A 17,152-nucleotide genomic window follows, 5' to 3' on the forward strand; every position below is an offset into this window, starting at 1 on the left:
ATCGCGTCCGCCCGTGCCCCAGTTTGCTTCGTATGAGTCAGACCCGGGGCTTCGCCGTCCACCTTCCGGCGTTCCCACGTCCAAGGATTTCTCTCCGATGTCGCACTCGACTTCCCGCTCCTGTCTCCTCGCGCTGTCCCCGCTGGTCCTCGCGCTCGCCGCGGGCAGCGCAGGCGCCGCTACCCGGATCGACCTGCAGAAGGTTTCGATCGCCAAGGCTGCCGGCCAGTACAAGGCCGCCACCGCGACGCTCGGCGTCGCCGCTGCTGCAAAGGATCGCCACGCCGAACTGATCGGCATGGATTCGCTGTCGTCGCTCAACCAGATCGGCCTCGTGCAGGATCGCGACGGCACCAAGCACTACCGCTACCAGCAGACGTTCCGCGGCATCCCGGTGTTCGGTGAGAACATCGCGGTCTCCGAGCAGAACGGTGCGGTCAAGTCGATGTTCGGCCGCAAGGTCGACGGCCTCGCCGCCGAAATCCCGGCCGGTGCGGTCAAGCTCTCCAGCGCGCAGGCGCTCGACGTCGGCAAGCGCGTCGGCCTCGGCCAGGGCATCGCCAAGATGGCGACGCGCAACGAGAAGTCGGACCTGATGATCTACGTCGACGACGCCGGCCACGCGCACCGCGCGTATGTCGTGTCGTACTTCGCCGATCGTTCGGGCACCGGCGGCGACGCCACCCGTCCCTTCATCATTGTCGACGCCAACACCGGCACGGTGCTGAAGCGTTGGGAAGGCCTGACCACCGCGCTCGTCGGCACGGGCCCTGGCGGCAACGCCAAGACCGGCCAGTACGAGTGGGGTTCGGGCGGCCGTTACGGCTACCTCGACGTCGCGCAGTCGGGCACGACCTGCACGATGAACAACACGAACGTGAAGTCGGTCAACCTCAACGGTGGCACGACCAGCACGACGGCGTACACGTACACCTGCCCGCGCAACACCTACAAGGCCATCAACGGCGCGTACTCGCCGATCAACGACGCCCACTACTTCGGCGGCGTGATCACCAACATGTACCCGGCGTACACCGGCTACAACGCGCTGAACTTCCAGCTCGTGATGCGCGTGCACTACTCGTCCAGCTACGAGAACGCGTTCTGGGACGGCGCCACGATGTCGTTCGGTGATGGCGCCACGACGTTCTATCCGCTGGTCAGCGCGGACGTCGCCGGTCACGAGGTCTCGCACGGCTTCACCGAGCAGCACTCGAACCTGACGTACTCCGGCCAGTCGGGCGGCATGAACGAAGCCTTCTCCGACATGGGCGGCGAAGCGACCGAGTACTACTGGAAGGGTTCGTCCGACTTCAACGTCGGCACCGAAATCTTCAAGAACACCGGCGCGCTGCGTTACATGTGCAACCCGACGCAGGACGGTGGCTCGATCGACAACGCTGCGAACTACAACAGCGGCCTCGACGTCCACTACTCGTCCGGCGTCTACAACAAGGCGTTCTGCACCCTGGCCAAGACGGCCGGCTGGAGCGTCCCGACCGCGTTCAAGGTGTTCGCCCGCGCGAACGCCGTGTACTGGACCGCGAGCAGCACGTTCAACTCCGGCGCCTGCGGTGTTGAAACGGCAGCGACCGATCTCGGCCTGAACAAGGCGGACGTCACCGCGGCGTTCAACGTCGTGGGCGTCAGCTGCGCCGGCGGTGGCGGTGGTGGCGGTACGACCACCCCGATGACCAACGGCACGCCGATCACGGGTATCTCCGGCGCGGCCGGCAGCGACAAGTTCTACTCGCTGGCCGTTCCGAGCGGTGCGACCAACCTGGTGTTCACCACCTCGGGTGGCACGGGTGACCTCGACCTGTACGTCAAGGCCGGTTCGGCTCCGACGACCACGTCGTACACCTGCAAGTCGGAAGGCAGCACCACCGCCGAGACCTGCACGATCGCGGCTCCGGCTGCGGGCACGTACTACGTCCTGCTGCACGGCTACGCGGCCTACTCGGGCGCCACGTTGAAGGGCAGCTACACCACGGGTGGTGGTGGCGGTGGCGGCACGGTGCTGACCAGCGGCGTGCCGGTGAGCCTGCCGTCCGTTGCGACCGGCGGCGTCTCGTCGAACTACACGCTGAGCGTGCCGGCCGGCAAGACCAGCGTCGTGTTCACGATCTCGGGTGGCACGGGTGATGCCGACCTGTACGTCAAGGCGGGTTCCGCCCCGACGACCACGTCGTACACCTGCCGTCCGTACCTCAGCGGCAACGCCGAGACCTGCACGATCAACGCGCCGGCTGCTGGCACGTACTACGTGAATGTCCGCGCCTACGCTGCGTACTCGGGTGTCACGCTGAAGGGCACCATCAACTGATGTAACCGGGCGCCGGCTTCGGCCGGCCCCGTCGCTGCACATCAAGACCCCGGCCTCGCGGCCGGGGTCTTTTTTGTGGGCGCGATGAGTGAACTACACGGCGTGTCGTCTCGCGCAGCGCAACCGAACTCGCGTTGCAGTCAGCGTGCGCTGGATGCCCGTGCGCGACGCACACAAAAAACCCGGCACATGGCCGGGTTTTTGATGTCGCCTGTTCACGCGATCAATCGATCGATTCGAACCGGTTCGCGTCGACGTTCTTGCGCACCTTCATCGGGTCCCAGATGCGCCCGTTCATCGCGATGTAGACGCCCGGCGGCAGGCATTGCACGGCGCCGACCGCGGTACCGATGTTGAACTCGGCATCCGAGCCACGGAAGCGCGCCGGATTCAGCGCGCCGGTCAGCACGATGGTCTTGTCGGTCAGCGACGCCAGCACGCGCGCGGTCTGCACCATGCTGTCCGTCCCATGTGTCACCAGCACGTGGCGCGACGGCTGCGCTGCGATCGTCGCGCGCAGCAGCTCACGGTCGGCCTCGGTGATGTGCAGCGAATCCTTGCGCAGGATCGGGATCACGCTGAAGCGGAACGCGACGCCCAGTTCCTCGAGGATGCGCCCGATCTGCGGCTCGCCGACCTGGAAATCCGACTTGTCGTCGAAGTAGATCTTGTCGATCGTCCCGCCGGTGGTGACGATGCAGAGCGAATCCATGGCGCGGTCCAGACGTCGGGGACGCGAATTATAGGACGCCGCCCGCTCAGCCCCGCCGCGCGAAGCGCGAGCGCAGGCCCGGAATGCTCGCGGCCGCCACGATCACCAGCGACAGCACGACCTCGCCCCAGGCGTAGCCGCGCTCGGCCGGGCGCGTCCAGGCCACCATGACGCCGTGGCTGAACCAGAGCAGCGCCAGCACGCCCGACCAGAACGCCGCGGTGCGGCCACGCGCGATCAGCGCGGCGATGCACATCACGGGCGGAATCGCGAACACCGCCAGCGCGACCCATTCGGCGCGCGTTCCGAACCATGCCGCGAACAGCAGCGCGAGCGCCGCGAGCGCGACCATCAGCACCATGCGCGCATTCATGCGAGCTTCGCCGCGAGCATCGCGATGCGACGCCCGAGCACGCGCGCAAGATGCGCTTCGTCCTCGTCAACCGGCTGATCGTCGCGCACGCCTGCGACGTGGCTCGCGCCGTACGGCGTGCCGCCACTGCGCGTCGAACTCAGGCGCGGCTCGGTGTACGGAATACCGGCGATCACGCAACCGTGGTGCAGCAGCGGAAGCATCATCGACAGCAGTGTCGACTCCTGCCCGCCGTGCATCGTCGACGACGAGGTGAATGCGCCCGCGGGCTTGCCGACCAGCGTGCCGCTCGCCCAGTCGCCACCGAGCCCGTCAATCCAGTGTTTCAGCGGCGCGGCCATGTTGCCGAACCGCGTCGGGCTGCCGATCAGCAGACCCGCGCAGTCCTGCAGGTCGCGTGCGTCGACATACGGTGCACCGTCTTCAGGTACTGGCGGCGCAGCTGCGGTGGTGACCACCGCGACCGGAGGCACGGTGCGCAACCGCGCCTGCATGCCCTCGACCTCTTCCACGCCACGCGCGACATGCCGCGCAAGGCGCGCGACCGAGCCGTTGCGGCTGTAGTACACGATCAGGACGTCGGGCATCGGAAGGCGTGGCGTTGGTGGACGCGGAGGATAGCGCGGCAGCGGCCTGACGCCGCGCCACCGGCCGTTCGGTTAGGCTGCGCCGCGATGGAGCTGCCTTATCTCTTGAGTCTCGTGAGCCCGCGCCTGCGCGATCGTGCGCGGGCGATCGCGTTCTTCAGGTTCCTCGGTCGACGCTTCCTCGACGACGAGCTGTTCCAGGCCGCGGGCGCGCTCGCATTCACCACGCTGTTCGCGCTGGTGCCCCTGTCGATGGTGGTGTTCGGCGTGCTCTCCGCGTTCGACGCGCTGCGTCCGCTGTCGCGCGGGCTGGCCGACTACGTGTTCGCCAACTACGTGCCCGGCGTCGCGCGCGCCGCGCAGGACTACCTGCTGCAAACCGCCGCGGCGAACACCGGAAAGCTCACGTCGACCGGTGTGGTCGCGCTCGTGGTCTCGGTACTGGTCACGCTTACCAGCATCGAAAGCACGTTCAACAACATCTGGCGAGTCAAGGCGGCGCGGCCGAAGTTCGGTCGCTTCCTCGTCTACTGGACGGTGCTCACGCTCGGCGCGTTGTTCGGTGCCGCGAGCCTGGCGATCTCGGCGCGCTTCTTCGCGATGGCGATGTTCGCGACCCGCGCCGGCCACGTGCTCGAGTCGGTGATGCTGCAGCTCACGCCGCTCGCGCTGGAAGTGGCGGCATTCGCGACGATGTATCGCGTCGTGCCGCATCGCACGGTCAAATGGCGGCATGCGCTGCCCGGCGCGATCCTCGCCACGTTCGGCTTCGAGATGGCGAAGTGGGGCATGGGTTGGTATCTCGGCAGCTTCAACAGCTACGCACGCATCTACCAGCAGCTCGCGATCATCCCGATCTTCCTGCTGTGGGTGTACGTGGGCTGGGTGGCGATACTGCTCGGCGCGTCGTTCGCGGCGTCGCTGTCGGCCTTCCGCTACCAGCCCGTCAGCCAGCGCCTGCCACCGGGCTACGAGATCTACGGTCTGCTGCGCATGCTGGCGCGGTTCGACCAGGCGCGTCATAACGGGCGTGGCCTGCATGCCGACGACATCCTGCGCATGGAGCCCATGCTGACCGACGCGCTCGTCCAGCAGATGCTCGCGCAGCTCTGCACCATCAACGTGGTGCGACGCGCGGAAGACGGCGAATGGCTGCTCTCGCGTGACCTCGATGAGCTCACTCTTGCCGAGCTCTACGACGCCTGCCACCTGCGCATCCCGATCGCGGAAGCGCATCTGCCATGCCGCGACGACCCGCTCGGCGCGCAGGTCACGCGCACCATCGACGACCTGCGCATCCCGCTCCGCGACCTGCTCAAGCGTCGCGTCAACACCGTCTGGTCCGGAGACGCGCCATGAACCGTCGAATCCTTCCGTTGCTGCTCGCGCTTTGCGCGGCTGCATGCAGCCCGCAGTCGACGACGCCTACGTCGAACACCGCGCCGAAACCCGCAGCCGCCAAGCCCGCCGAAACGAAGCCTGATCGCGAACATCCGCAGCTGAAGATCGACCTCGTCGACGGCGGCCATTACGACCTCGCGCAGCATCGCGGGCGCTGGGTCGTCGTCAACTTCTGGGCGACGTGGTGCGGGCCGTGCCTGAAGGAGATGCCGGAGCTGTCGAAGCTCGCGCAGCGCGGCGACGTCGATGTGCTCGGCCTCGCGTATGAGGACATCACCAAGGCGGACATGCAGGCCTTCCTCAAGCAGCATGCGCCAACGTATCCGATCGCGATCCTCGACACCTTCAGCCCACCGCGCGACTTCGACACGCCGCAAGGCCTGCCGATGACTGTGATCGTCGCGCCGGACGGGCATGTCGCGAAGAAGGTGCTCGGCCCGGTGACGATCGCTGCGATCGACGAAGTCGTCACCGCGAAGCCCGACGCGAAGGGATGAGCGCGGCACGCTTTTTCGTCGAAGGACGCGTGCAGGGCGTGGCGTTCCGCGCTTGTACGCGGCACGAAGCCCAGCGTCTCGGGCTTAGCGGTCACGCACGCAATCTGCCTGATGGCCGCGTCGAAGTGATCGCGCATGGCGACGACGCTGCGATCGATGAACTTGCCGCATGGCTTGCGCACGGGCCGCCGCTTGCACGCGTCGAAGCACTGCATCGCGAATCGCTCAACGCAACATCCACGCCCGCCGGCTTTTCGATCGGCTGAGTACGCTTCACCGTGTTCCGACGTCGCGCCGGCGACGCTCGCTGCATGCGAATCCGCCCACGACATCCATGAATCTCACCGACGCCATCGGCTGGGCCGCGTCCGCAGTGCTGATCGCCACGCTCGCTCGACAGGTCTACACGCAGTGGCGCGAGCGCACGACCGAAGGCGTGTCGCGCTGGCTGTTCATCGGGCAGATGTGCGCGAGCGTCGGCTTCGTGATCTACAGCTGGATGCTCGGCAACGGCGTGTTCGTGTTCACGAATGCCGTGCTGCTGCTCACCGGCGTGGTCGGCCAGCTGATCTACCGGCGTAACCGAAAGCTGGCCGAACGCGAAGGCGCGGGTTAGTCGAGGATCGGCTGCGGCGCATTGCCGTTGCGCCACAGGGTCGCCATTCGCGATGCGAGCGTTGCGAAGTCGCGAGCGAAACGTGGCATGTCGAATAGTGGCGAGGTGCGCCGCGCATCGTAGAGGCGGCGTCGCAATGCCGTACGCGCATCGGCGTCACGACCAAGCGCGATGGCCGTCGCGACGAACTGCGTGTCATCCGAAGCGACCAATTCGTCGAGCCCGAGCGTATGCAGCAGGCTCGCGGCGACCCGCGATGCGAACGTCGTTCCCGGACGCGTAAGCACCGGGCAGCCCGCCCATAGCGCGTCGGATGCCGTGGTGTGCGCGTTGTACGGCGAGGTGTCGACGAACAGGTCCGCGACGCCGAGACGCGCGAGATACGCAGGCTGCGGCTGCTTCGGCATGAACACCAGGCGCGATGGATCGACGCCGGCCGCGCGTGCTGCTTCCCGCAGGCGATCGTCCGCGCGACCCGGCCCGCGCAGCAGCCACAGCACGCTGCCGTCGACTGCGCGGAGCACCTCGAACATGCGGCGCATGCTGGCGGCATTGAGCTTGTAGCTGTTGTTGAAGCAGGCATACACGAGGCTGTGTTCGGGCAGTCCGCATTCCGCACGGCTCGGCGCCGGCAGCGGCTCGCGCGTCGTGTCGGACGGCTGGAATGCATGTGGCATCCATGCGGCGCGCTCGCTGAAGTGCGGCACGAGCTCGCGCGGTAGCACGTTGCGATCGGCGATCACGTAGTCGATCCACGGCGCGCCCGACGTGCCGGGATATGCGAGCCAGTTCACCTGCACGGGGGCAGGCCGCATCGCGAGGACTTCGGGCACGCCGCCACCACCCCAGCCGCGCAGGTCAAACAGCACGTCGATGTGCGCGTCGCGAATGGTTTGCGCGATGTCGCCGTGCGAACGATGCGAAACATCGTGCAGCTGCGTGGCGGCGGCGAGTCGCGACCGGATCAGGCTCGAATCGTCCGGCGTCAACGCGAACGTATGGGTTTCGATGCCTTCGATGCCGGACAAAGCCTCGAAGAACGCGACCGTCAACAATCCGGTCGGATGTGCGCCGAAGCCGTTCGACAGGAAGCCCAATCGCTGCGGTTCGCCTGCACGTGTCGCCCGATCCACCGGCGGAAGCGGATGCACCGTGTTCGCGATGATCGACGCACGCAGCTGCGCGCACTGCAGCTGATCGGCCGGCGTCGCGTCCTCGCTGAGAAATGAAAACGGCTCGACAGGCGCCTGGCGCGTACGCACCGCGTTCCGTACCTGCGACGACAAGGCATCGACATCACGCCAGTCGCACAGCCGACGACGCGCCCCGAGCAGGTACGACGCCACCATCGGCTCATCCGGCATCAACCGGTATGCATGAGCGAACGCGTCGGCCGCTTCCTCAACGCGCTGCACGTCCTCGAGCGCGTGTCCCAGCCACACGGCGATACCCGGATGCCCCGGCGCGGCATGCGCGGCACGCAGCAGACTGTCGACCGCTTCGTCCATCCGCCCGAGCATCGACTGCGCACGACCGAGTCGAGCCAACGCTTCGGGATGACCTGGTCGCAACTGCAACGCTCGTCGCGACGCACGTTCACCGGCAATCGCATCGCCCGCGTCGAGCTCGGCTTCCGCCAGCACGACCCACGCGATCGCGTCGTGCGGTGCACGCTCGACCTGCAGACGTGCGAGCTGGCGTTCGTCCATCGACACGTCAGGCGTTGTCCGCGAGATTGAGCGCGTACCACTGGGTCGTCTCTTCCTGCCAGCCGGCAGATCGATACAACGCACGCGCGGCATCGTTGTCCTGCGCGGTTTCGAGCACGATGCGCGCCGCACCGGCGCCGCGCGCTGACTGGGCCGCGGCGTCGAGCAATGCGCGCGCGACGCCGAGACGTCGCGCGCTTGCATCGACATAGAGATCGTTGAGCACGCGCACAGGCTTCATGCGCACTGACGAGAACAGTGGATAGATCTGCACGAAGCCGACCGCATCGCTGCCGCGCCATGCGAGAAGGACGGTCGACTCGCTGCGCGACATGCGTTCGGAGAGAAATGCGCGTGCGGCCGTGACGTCGCCCGTCTGCCCGTAGAACCGGCGATACGCATCGAACAGCGCGGCCGCGGCGTCGAGGTCGTCGGTGGTGGCGGTGCGGATGCGAACGTCCATGGCGATGCGTCGAAGTGGCGTCGCCCGATTGTCGCCGCTCACACCGCGGCGCGACACCCCGTCAGCCCGACGAGGTCAGGCGCGCGAGTTCGTCGGCCTGGTGTTCCTGCTGCAGGCGGTCGAGCAGCGGGTCCAGCGCGCCCTCGACAACGTTCGGCAGGTCGTACAGCGTCAGCCCTTCGACGCGGTGGTCGGTGATGCGGCCCTGCGGAAAGCTGTAGGTGCGGATGCGCTGGCTGCGATCGCCGCTGCCGACCTGCAACTTGCGCGTCTCTGCCTGCGCCGCGGCGGCCTTCGCGATCTGCGCGTCGGACAGCATTGCGCGCAGGCGCTTCATCGCCTTGTCGCGGTTCGCGTGCTGGCTGCGCTCGGTCTGGCTCTCTACGACGATGCCGCTCGGCAGGTGCGTGATGCGGATCGCCGAGTCGGTCTTGTTGACGTGCTGGCCGCCGGCGCCTGAAGAGCGATATGTATCGACGCGCAGGTCGGCCGGCGAGATCTCGATGGGCGCTTCGTCGGCTTCGACCGGAATGATCGCGACCGTCGCGGCCGAAGTGTGGATGCGCCCCTGCGATTCCGTCGCCGGCACGCGCTGCACGCGATGCGTGCCCGACTCGAACTTCAGCCGCGAGTACGCGCCGGTGCCTTCGACGCGTGCGATCACTTCCTTGAAGCCGCCGTGCTCGCCCGGACTTGCCGATTCGACTTCGATGCGCCAGCCCTGGCGTTCGGCGTAGCGCGAATACATGCGGAACAGATCGCCCGCGAAGATCGCTGCCTCGTCGCCGCCGGTGCCGGCGCGTACTTCGAGATAGAGATCGCCCTCGTCGCGCGGATCCTTGGGGATCAGGTGGGCGAGCAGCTCGGCTTCGAGTTGTTCGAGCCGTTGCGACGCCGCGTCGATTTCCTCGTCGGCGAGCTCGCGCATCTCCGGGTCGTCGCGCATCGCCTGCGCCGCGGCGAGATCGGTACGCGCGCGCTGTTCGTCGGAGAGCGCGGTCGCCACCGGTTCAAGCTGCGAAAACTCCCGTGACAGGCGACGGAACTGCGCGGCGTCATTGATGACGGCGGGATCAGCGAGCAGGCGCTCGAGTTCCTCGCGACGTTCGGCGAGGGCTTCGAGCTTGCGACGCAGGGAAGGATTCATGACGTGACCGGGCGACAGGGCAAGACGGTCGCGACGCGACCGAGCGACGACACCGCAGCGTCGCTAACGCTCGGCGTCGTTACCCGGCGCGTTCGGAAACAGGCGTTCGACCGCGCGCGCGAGGTCGGCATCACCCTGCGTCGCCGCATCGCGCACCGCAACGGTAGGTGCGTGCAGCAGGCGATTCGTCAGCGTGTGCGCGAGAAATTCCAGCGCGTCTTCCGGCGACATGCCCGACGCGAGTTGTTGCTTCGCCTTGGCCAGCACGTCCACACGTGCGTTTTCGCCATGCGAGCGGATGCGCTTGACCGGCTCACTGCGCGCGCCGGCTTCGAGCTTGTCGCGAAAACGCGCGACCTGCAGTTCGACGATCGCTTCGGCTTCGTCGGCCGCTTCGCGACGGCTGCGCCGGTTGTCCTCGATCGCGCGTTCGAGGTCGTCGACCGTGTACAGGAACACGTCCGACAACAGAGCCACATCCGCGGCGACGTCGCGTGGCACCGCGAGGTCGAGCAGCAGCATCGGGCGACGACGTCGTGCGGCAAGCGCGGCTTCCACCTGCACCGCGCGAAGGATCGGTTCGCGGCTGGCGGTCGCACTGATCACGACGTCGGCTTCGGCGAGGTGCTTGTCCAGATCGTCGAGTGGCAATGCATAACCGCCATGACGCTGCGCGAGATCCTGCGCATGCGCCAGCGTGCGGTTCGCGACGAGCAGTCGCTTCGTGCGCGCCTGCACGAGGTGCCGCGCAGCGAGTTCCATGGTTTCGCCGGCACCGATCAGCAGCACGGTCGATGAGTCGAGGGGCGCGAACGATTCCTGCGCCAGCTTCACCGCCGTCGATGCGACCGACACCGGATTCGCGCCGATGCGCGTATCGGTGCGCGCGCGCTTGGCGGTGCTGAAGGCGTGCTGGAACAGGCGGTCGAGCCGCGTGCCGAGCGTGCCGGCGGCGCGCGCCGTCGCCCAGGCGTCCTTGACCTGGCCGAGGATCTGCGGCTCGCCGAGCACCAGCGAATCCAGCCCCGTGGCGACGCGGAACAGATGACGCACGGCATCGGCGTCGCGATGCCGATACAGATACGCGAACAGATCGGGACCGACGGACGAACGCGTCGCGAGCCACTGCGCCAGCGCGTCGCCATCGTCATCCGATTCGACGTACAGCTCGGTGCGGTTGCAGGTCGACAGCAGCGCGGCTTCGCTGACCTGCGGCATCGCGCGCAACTCGTCGAGCGCACCGTTCAGCGCATCGCCGGCAAACGCCACCCGTTCGCGCACGTCGACGGGCGCGGTGGCGTGATTGAGGCCGATGACGTGGAAACCCATTCGTTACAGGGGCGTGCGCTAAGCTGCGACGGCAGGCCCGGCATTCTACCGGTGCGGGTGCTGCAACCTTCGAGACCAGTATCCCGGGTGCGCATGCCTCTCGTTTTGCGTTCGATCAAACGGTTCAGCCTGGCACTCGCGATCGCTGTCGCGCTGCCGGCCCTGGCCGCACCCGCCGCCAAGTCGGCGACGCCCGGCGACTTCCCGCTGCAGCCGCTGCTGTCCGGCGAATTCGCCCTGCAGGCCGGCAAGCTGGACGACGCAGCCGCGGGCTACCTCGCCGCTGCCCGAGCCGCGCGCGACGTCGCCCTGGCCGAGCGCGCGACCGGCATCGCGTTGGTCGCCAAGAACGACCGCCGCGCCGCCGAAGCACTCAAGCTCTGGCGCGAATTGCTCGGCCCCAAGGCCGACGACACCGCCGACGTGCGCGTCGCCCAGGCCACTCTGGCGCTGCACCGGGGCGACGATACCGCCGCAACCCGCGAGCTCACCGCCCTGTTCGCGCGTCCCGAAGACGGCTGGCGCCTCGCCATCGGCACGCTGGCCGGGGGCGCGACCACGCCCAAGCAGGCCGCCGGCATCGTCACCCGCCTGCTCGACACCAACGCCGTCCCGACCACGCTCCAGGCGTGGCTGGCGCTCGGCGGCCTCGCCCAGCGCCTGCAGCAGCCCGCGCTGGCCGATCGCATCGTCAATGAAGTGATCACGCGTTTCCCGCGCGACCCGCGCGTCACGCTGCTGAAGGCCAGCCAGTTGCGCGAGAGCGGCAAGAACGCCGAGGCGAAGGCGACGATCGATTCGCTGCGCGCGGCAACCGAAACCGACGCCGACCTGCGCCTGCTCGTCGCCCGCGAATACGACGCGCTCGGCGAGCCCGTCGCCGCAGCCGATACGCTCGCCACCGGCCCGCAGGACGACCAGACCTACCAGCTGCGTGCCTCGCTGTATGCGCGAGTCGACGATCGCGCACGCCTGCAGCAGCTCTACGACGAGCTCTCGCGCAATGCGCAGCGCCCCGAGCCCGATCGTCGCCTGCTGCTCGGCCAGATCGCCGAATACCTCAAGCACTACGACGCGGCGCTGCAGTGGTACGGCTCCGTGCCGGGCGGCCCGCAGCGCTGGACCGCGCGCCTGCGCCGGGCGAACGTGCTGCACGAACTCGGCCGCGGCAAGCAGGCCATCGACGCGCTGCACGACCTCCAGCAGGACGCGTCGGCGGAAGACGACGTGCGCCGCGCGGCGTACACGCTCGAAGCCGGCCTCTGGCAGAAGGACAAGGACGACGCGCGCGAAATGGACGCCTATGCGCGTGGCCTCGCCGCATTCCCGGACGATCCCGACCTGCTGTATTCGCGTGCGCTGACCTGGGAGCGTCGCGACGACATTCCGCGCGCCGAAGCCGACCTGCGCCGCATCCTCGTCGGTCAGCCGGACAACGTCGCTACGTTGAACGCGCTGGGTTACACGTTGGCCGATCGCACCACGCGTTATCGCGAGGCGCTGGAGTTGATCAACCGCGCACGCGCCGCCGAACCGAACAACGCCGCCATCGTCGACAGCTACGGCTGGGTGCTTTACCGCCTCGGCAAGCCGGCCGACGCGCTGGTCGAACTGCAGCGCGCCTACACGATGCAGAAGGATGCGGAGATCGCCGCACACGTGGGCGAAGTGCTGTGGGTGCTCGACCGCAAGGACGAAGCGCGCCGCTACTTCGAGGATTCGCGCCGCATCGACCCGGAAAACCGTTCGCTCGCCCGCGCGCTGCAGAAGACTGGCGCGACGTTGCCGCCTGCGCCCGCCGGGAGCAGCAGCAAGAGTGATGCGTCGAGTACTGCAGGCGATGCCGTGTCGCCAGCTGCCACTCCGAAGCCGCCGATGGTCAAGAATTCCGGCGGCAAGGGCGGCCTCGCATGAGTGCGTTCGGTCGAGCCGCGCGCGAATCGATCGGTACGCGACTGTCGTCCCCGCGTCGCTGGCTTATGGGGCTCGTCGCGCTGACGCTGCTGGCGGGCTGCGCGACGACGCAAGTGACGCCGACGCCGATCGCCTCCGATGCGGCCACCGGGCGCCTCGAGCAGCGCGAACACGAACTCGCCACGCAGACACGCTGGGGCCTCGAGGGCCGCATCGCCATCTCCAATGCCCGCGACGCCGGCAGCGGCCGTATCGAGTGGCGTCAGGATGGCCCGCGCTTCGACATCGAACTCACCGCACCGATCACGCACCAGGGCTGGCGCCTGCACGGCGAACCCGGCCGCGCCACGCTTGACGGCCTCGCCGGCGGCCCGCGCGAAGGCAGCGACGCGGAAAGCCTGCTCCGCGTCGCTACCGGCTGGAGCATTCCGGTGCGTTCGTTGCCGGCCTGGGTGCGGGGTATGCGTGCCGATCCGGGTAGCGCCGTCGTCCAGTTCGGCGCGGACGGCCGCCTCGCGCACCTCGCCGAATCCGGCTGGACCATCGACTACACCTGGCCCGCGGACGCTGCCGCCGCGCGGCCGAGCCGCATCGACGCCCGCCGCGACGACGCGCGCGTCCGCCTCGTCATCGACCGCTGGACGGACGGCACCGACGCGCCATGACGGCGTGGACCGCCTGGCCGGCGCCGGCCAAGCTCAACCTGTTCCTGCACATCACCGGCCGCCGCGACGACGGTTACCACCGGCTGCAGACTGTCTTCCGGCTGCTCGATTGGGGCGACACGGTCCGGCTGCGGCTGCGTGATGACGGGCGAATCGAGCGGGTAGGTGACGGTGCCGAAGGCGTCGAGTCGCACGATGATTTAGCGGTTCGTGCCGCTATCGCACTGCAACGTGCGGCGAACGTCGCTGAAGGCGTCGACATCGCCGTCGAAAAACTCATCCCCACCGGCGGCGGCTTCGGTGGCGGTTCGTCTGACGCTGCGACCGTACTCGTCGCGCTCAACCGGCTGTGGGGCGTCGACTGGCCGCTGGAGAAGCTGGCGGAACTCGGCCTCACGCTCGGCGCCGACGTCCCGGTTTTCGTCCTCGGCCGCAACGCCTGGGCCGAGGGCGTGGGCGAAGTGCTGACGCCAATCGACCTCCGCCCGGCCTGGTACATCGTGGCCGAGCCTGGTGTGCATTGCCCCACCGCCTCACTTTTCGCATCTCCCGATTTGACGCGCGATTCACCGCCCTTGAAAATGGCGGACTTCGTTGCGGGGGGAGACCCCCGGAGTGGCCGGTTCGGGAATGCCTTCGAACCCGTCCTGCGCGCGCGTGAACCGGTGGTCGACACCGTGCTCGCGACGCTGTCGCAGGTGGGCAAGGCGCGACTGACCGGCTCGGGCAGCGGGTGCTTCGTCGAATTCGCCACGCGTGAATCGGCCGAAGCCGCGCTCCGTCGGCTGCCGCCGACCCTCCGATGCCGGCTCGTCGCCGGTGCCGGTGTGTCGCCGCTGCATCGGGCACTCGAAAGGTTCCGGGCGCCGTAACACGCGTCGTCATCGCGTTCGACAACGACAGGGGCGTCGCCAAGTGGTTAAGGCACCAGGTTTTGATCCTGGCACGCGAAGGTTCGAATCCTTCCGCCCCTGCCATTAGCGATGGATATGGATGCGAATGACGGCGCGACACGCGCTTCGTCCGCACCTGTGCATCAGACCGAACACCGACTTCCTTTCCGATTGCCGGCCGCCATGCACAAAGATCGCAATCTCCTCGTCTTCAGCGGCAACGCCAATCGCCCGCTTGCCGAAGCCGTGTGCAAGGAACTCGGCGTGCGTCCCGGCAAGGCGCTGGTCGGCACGTTCTCCGACGGCGAAGTGCAGGTCGAGATCGAAGAGAACGTGCGTCGCCAGGAAGTGTTCGTCATCCAGCCGACGAATGCGCCGACGGCCGAGAATTTCATGGAGTTGCTGGTGTTGATCGACGCGCTCAAGCGTGCGTCGGTCATGAACATCACCGCGGTCGTGCCGTACTTCGGTTACGCGCGACAGGATCGCCGCCCGCGCAGCTCGCGCGTGCCGATCACCGCGAAGGTGGCGGCGAAGATGTTCAGCGCGGTCGGTACCGATCGCGTGCTCACCGTTGACCTGCACGCCGACCAGATCCAGGGCTTTTTCGACATTCCCGTCGACAACGTCTACGCATCGCCGCTGCTGCTCGCCGACATCTGGCGCGCGCACGGTACGGACAACATGGTCGTGGTGTCGCCCGACGTCGGTGGCGTGGTGCGCGCACGCGCGATCGCCAAGCGCCTCGATGACGCGGAACTCGCGATCATCGACAAGCGTCGTCCGAAAGCGAACGTCGCGACGGTGATGAACATCATCGGTGACGTCGCCGGCAAGACCTGTGTGCTGGTCGACGACATCGTCGACACCGCCGGCACGCTGTGCGCCGCCGCCGGTGCGTTGAAGGAACGTGGTGCGTTGAAGGTCGTCGCCTACTGCACGCATCCCGTGCTGTCGGGTGCGGCGATCAGCAACGTGAGCAATTCGCAGCTCGACGAGCTCGTCGTCACGGACACGATCATGCTCACCGACGCCGCGCGCGCCTGCAGCAAGATCCGCCAGCTCAGCGTCGCCGAACTGCTCGCCGAAACGATCCGGCGCGTGGCGTTCGGCGAATCGGTGAGTTCGTTGTACGTCGACTGATTTCGCGGCCGCAAGGCCGCAACCGGCTCACCTGGTCGCGGGTGAGTCACTCCATCGCCGCGAGGCGATTTCATCGCTAGAAAGTGAGTAATCGAAATGTCCGAACACACCATCAAGGCCACGGGCCGCAACGACGCGGGGAAGGGTGCGAGCCGCCGCCTGCGCCGTTCCGCGAGCATCCCGGCCATCGTCTACGGCGGCACGTCCGCGCCGAAGCAGGTCCAGCTCGACCACGAGAAGATCTGGCTCGCCAGCCAGAACGAGTGGTTCTACTCGTCGATCCTGTCGCTCGACATCGAAGGCAGCGTCGAGAGCGTCGTGCTGCGTGACATGCAGCGCCATCCGTACAAGCAGCAGATCGTCCACCTCGACTTCCAGCGCGTCGACGCCAACCAGACGCTGCGCGTCTCGGTGCCGCTGCACTTCCTCAACCAGGAAAAGTCGCCGGCCGGTAAGTCGACCGAAGTGGTCGTCACGCACGAGCTCAACGAAGTGGCCGTCAGCTGCCTGCCGAAGGATCTGCCGGAGTTCATCGAGGTCGACCTTTCCGACCTCAAGCAGGGCGACATCGTCCACCTGTCCGACATCAAGCTTCCGAACGGCGTCGAGCTGCCGGAGCTGAAGCTGGGCAAGGAACACGACGTCGCCGTCGTCATCGCCAAGGCGGCGCGTACGTCGGAAGAAGACGAGACGCCGGCTGCGGAAGGCGACAAGAAGTAATCGCGTCATGCGGACGGGCCGGCCTTCGTGGTCGGCCCGTTCGTATTTGCGGACCTCGCGATGTCAGGCCTGAAACTCATCGTCGGACTGGGGAATCCCGGTAACGAGCACGCGCGCCAGCGGCATAACGCCGGGTTCTGGTTCGCGGACGAACTCGCACGCAAGTACGGCGCGCAGTTCCGCATCGAACCCAAGCTGTTCGGCGAAGCCTGCAAGCTCGATATCGGCGGCAATTCCGTGTGGCTGCTCAAGCCCGCGACCTTCATGAACCTCTCGGGCAAGTCCGTCACCGCCGCGCTGCGGTTCTTCAAGATCGAGCCGGACGAAGCACTGCTTGCGCACGACGAACTCGACCTCGCGCCCGGCATCGCCCGCCTGAAGTTCGATGGCGGCCATGGCGGCCAGAACGGCCTGCGCGACACGATCCGGCTGCTTGGCCACGCGAAGTTCCACCGGCTGCGCATCGGCATCGGCCATCCTGGCCACAAGGACAAGGTCGTCGGCTGGGTGCTCGGCAAGCCATCACCGGCGGATGAGTCCATGATCCTGCGTTCGATCGACGACGCGCTCGACGTACTGCCGCTGGCGGTTGCCGGCGACGTCAACGAGGCGATGAAGCGCCTCAATACCGCGAAAGCCTGAGCGGGCATGCGGAAG

The 17,152-nt window shown here is 67.5% G+C and carries 17 protein-coding genes, 1 tRNA gene and 1 pseudogene; 12 read left to right on the forward strand and 7 right to left on the reverse strand.

The features are described 5' to 3' along the window. Window positions 1-97 precede the first annotated feature (97 nt). Window positions 98-2,326: a pre-peptidase C-terminal domain-containing protein gene (locus tag ACVWWW_RS04550; protein ID WP_081671990.1), complete on the forward strand. Its 2,229-nt coding sequence runs from the start codon at window positions 98-100 to the stop codon at window positions 2,324-2,326. 223 nt (window positions 2,327-2,549) lie between these two features. On the opposite strand, the gene ACVWWW_RS04555 is transcribed toward ACVWWW_RS04550, so the two are convergent. From ACVWWW_RS04555 to wrbA, 3 genes are read right to left on the reverse strand one after another with little or no spacing between them, the layout of a single operon-like run. Continuing rightward, entirely contained in the window at window positions 2,550-3,038 is a 489-nt protein-coding gene (locus ACVWWW_RS04555; RefSeq protein WP_027082388.1) for an asparaginase domain-containing protein, read from the reverse strand. Between the two features lie 46 nt (window positions 3,039-3,084). Continuing rightward, the gene (locus ACVWWW_RS04560) at window positions 3,085-3,411 is read right to left on the reverse strand and encodes a DUF2069 domain-containing protein (protein WP_027082389.1); all 327 of its coding nucleotides are present in this window, start codon (window positions 3,409-3,411) and stop codon (window positions 3,085-3,087) included. Next, window positions 3,408-3,998: an NAD(P)H:quinone oxidoreductase gene (gene wrbA, locus ACVWWW_RS04565; protein ID WP_027082390.1), complete on the reverse strand. Its 591-nt coding sequence runs from the start codon at window positions 3,996-3,998 to the stop codon at window positions 3,408-3,410. The genes ACVWWW_RS04560 and wrbA overlap by 4 nt, the downstream gene beginning before the upstream one ends. 87 nt (window positions 3,999-4,085) lie before the next feature. On the opposite strand from wrbA, the gene ACVWWW_RS04570 reads away from it, so the two are divergent. From ACVWWW_RS04570 to ACVWWW_RS04585, 4 genes are all read left to right on the forward strand, one after another. After that, entirely contained in the window at window positions 4,086-5,357 is a 1,272-nt protein-coding gene (locus ACVWWW_RS04570; protein WP_027082391.1) for a YihY family inner membrane protein, read from the forward strand. Then, on the forward strand, window positions 5,354-5,896 hold the full coding sequence (locus ACVWWW_RS04575) for a TlpA disulfide reductase family protein (RefSeq protein WP_027082392.1): 543 nt from the start codon (window positions 5,354-5,356) through the stop codon (window positions 5,894-5,896). The genes ACVWWW_RS04570 and ACVWWW_RS04575 overlap by 4 nt, the downstream gene beginning before the upstream one ends. Further along, window positions 5,893-6,162 carry an acylphosphatase gene (gene yccX / locus ACVWWW_RS04580; RefSeq protein ID WP_027082393.1) on the forward strand — a complete coding sequence of 90 codons (270 nt, stop codon included), beginning with the start codon at window positions 5,893-5,895 and terminating at the stop codon, window positions 6,160-6,162. Before ACVWWW_RS04575 ends, yccX begins: the two co-directional genes overlap by 4 nt. Window positions 6,163-6,230: 68 nt before the next feature. Then, a complete protein-coding gene (locus ACVWWW_RS04585) occupies window positions 6,231-6,512 on the forward strand; it encodes a SemiSWEET family transporter (protein WP_027082394.1) in 282 nt (93 codons plus the stop codon). On the opposite strand, the gene ACVWWW_RS04590 is transcribed toward ACVWWW_RS04585, so the two are convergent. The 4 genes from ACVWWW_RS04590 to hemA form a co-directional block, all read right to left on the reverse strand. After that, entirely contained in the window at window positions 6,509-8,221 is a 1,713-nt protein-coding gene (locus ACVWWW_RS04590; protein WP_036141729.1) for an O-linked N-acetylglucosamine transferase family protein, read from the reverse strand. The two genes, ACVWWW_RS04585 and ACVWWW_RS04590, sit on opposite strands and share 4 nt — an antisense overlap. A gap of 7 nt (window positions 8,222-8,228) precedes the next feature. Then, window positions 8,229-8,684: a GNAT family N-acetyltransferase gene (locus ACVWWW_RS04595; RefSeq protein ID WP_027082396.1), complete on the reverse strand. Its 456-nt coding sequence runs from the start codon at window positions 8,682-8,684 to the stop codon at window positions 8,229-8,231. Between the two features lie 61 nt (window positions 8,685-8,745). Next, a complete protein-coding gene (gene prfA, locus ACVWWW_RS04600) occupies window positions 8,746-9,831 on the reverse strand; it encodes a peptide chain release factor 1 (RefSeq protein ID WP_027082397.1) in 1,086 nt (361 codons plus the stop codon). Between the two features lie 63 nt (window positions 9,832-9,894). Beyond that, window positions 9,895-11,160 carry a glutamyl-tRNA reductase gene (hemA, locus tag ACVWWW_RS04605; protein WP_027082398.1) on the reverse strand — a complete coding sequence of 422 codons (1,266 nt, stop codon included), beginning with the start codon at window positions 11,158-11,160 and terminating at the stop codon, window positions 9,895-9,897. A gap of 87 nt (window positions 11,161-11,247) precedes the next feature. Here hemA and ACVWWW_RS04610 point away from each other — a divergent pair. The 7 genes and pseudogenes from ACVWWW_RS04610 to pth form a co-directional block, all read left to right on the forward strand. Then, window positions 11,248-12,939: pseudogene (locus ACVWWW_RS04610) on the forward strand (tetratricopeptide repeat protein); the annotation flags it as partial. Between the two features lie 131 nt (window positions 12,940-13,070). Further along, window positions 13,071-13,739 carry a lipoprotein insertase outer membrane protein LolB gene (lolB, locus tag ACVWWW_RS04615; RefSeq protein WP_051234916.1) on the forward strand — a complete coding sequence of 223 codons (669 nt, stop codon included), beginning with the start codon at window positions 13,071-13,073 and terminating at the stop codon, window positions 13,737-13,739. Next, window positions 13,736-14,611, forward strand: coding sequence for a 4-(cytidine 5'-diphospho)-2-C-methyl-D-erythritol kinase (gene ispE, locus ACVWWW_RS04620; protein WP_027082400.1), 876 nt, complete (start codon window positions 13,736-13,738; stop codon window positions 14,609-14,611). Before lolB ends, ispE begins: the two co-directional genes overlap by 4 nt. Before the next feature lie 29 nt (window positions 14,612-14,640). Then, a tRNA-Gln gene (locus ACVWWW_RS04625) sits at window positions 14,641-14,716 on the forward strand. A 99-nt stretch (window positions 14,717-14,815) separates the two neighbouring features. Continuing rightward, window positions 14,816-15,775, forward strand: coding sequence for a ribose-phosphate diphosphokinase (locus tag ACVWWW_RS04630; protein ID WP_027082401.1), 960 nt, complete (start codon window positions 14,816-14,818; stop codon window positions 15,773-15,775). Between the two features lie 96 nt (window positions 15,776-15,871). After that, the gene (locus ACVWWW_RS04635) at window positions 15,872-16,495 is read left to right on the forward strand and encodes a 50S ribosomal protein L25/general stress protein Ctc (protein WP_036141733.1); all 624 of its coding nucleotides are present in this window, start codon (window positions 15,872-15,874) and stop codon (window positions 16,493-16,495) included. Between the two features lie 60 nt (window positions 16,496-16,555). Next, window positions 16,556-17,137, forward strand: coding sequence for an aminoacyl-tRNA hydrolase (pth, locus tag ACVWWW_RS04640; RefSeq protein ID WP_027082403.1), 582 nt, complete (start codon window positions 16,556-16,558; stop codon window positions 17,135-17,137). Window positions 17,138-17,152 lie beyond the last annotated feature (15 nt).

This window comes from Lysobacter sp. HA18 (genome assembly GCF_054057595.1).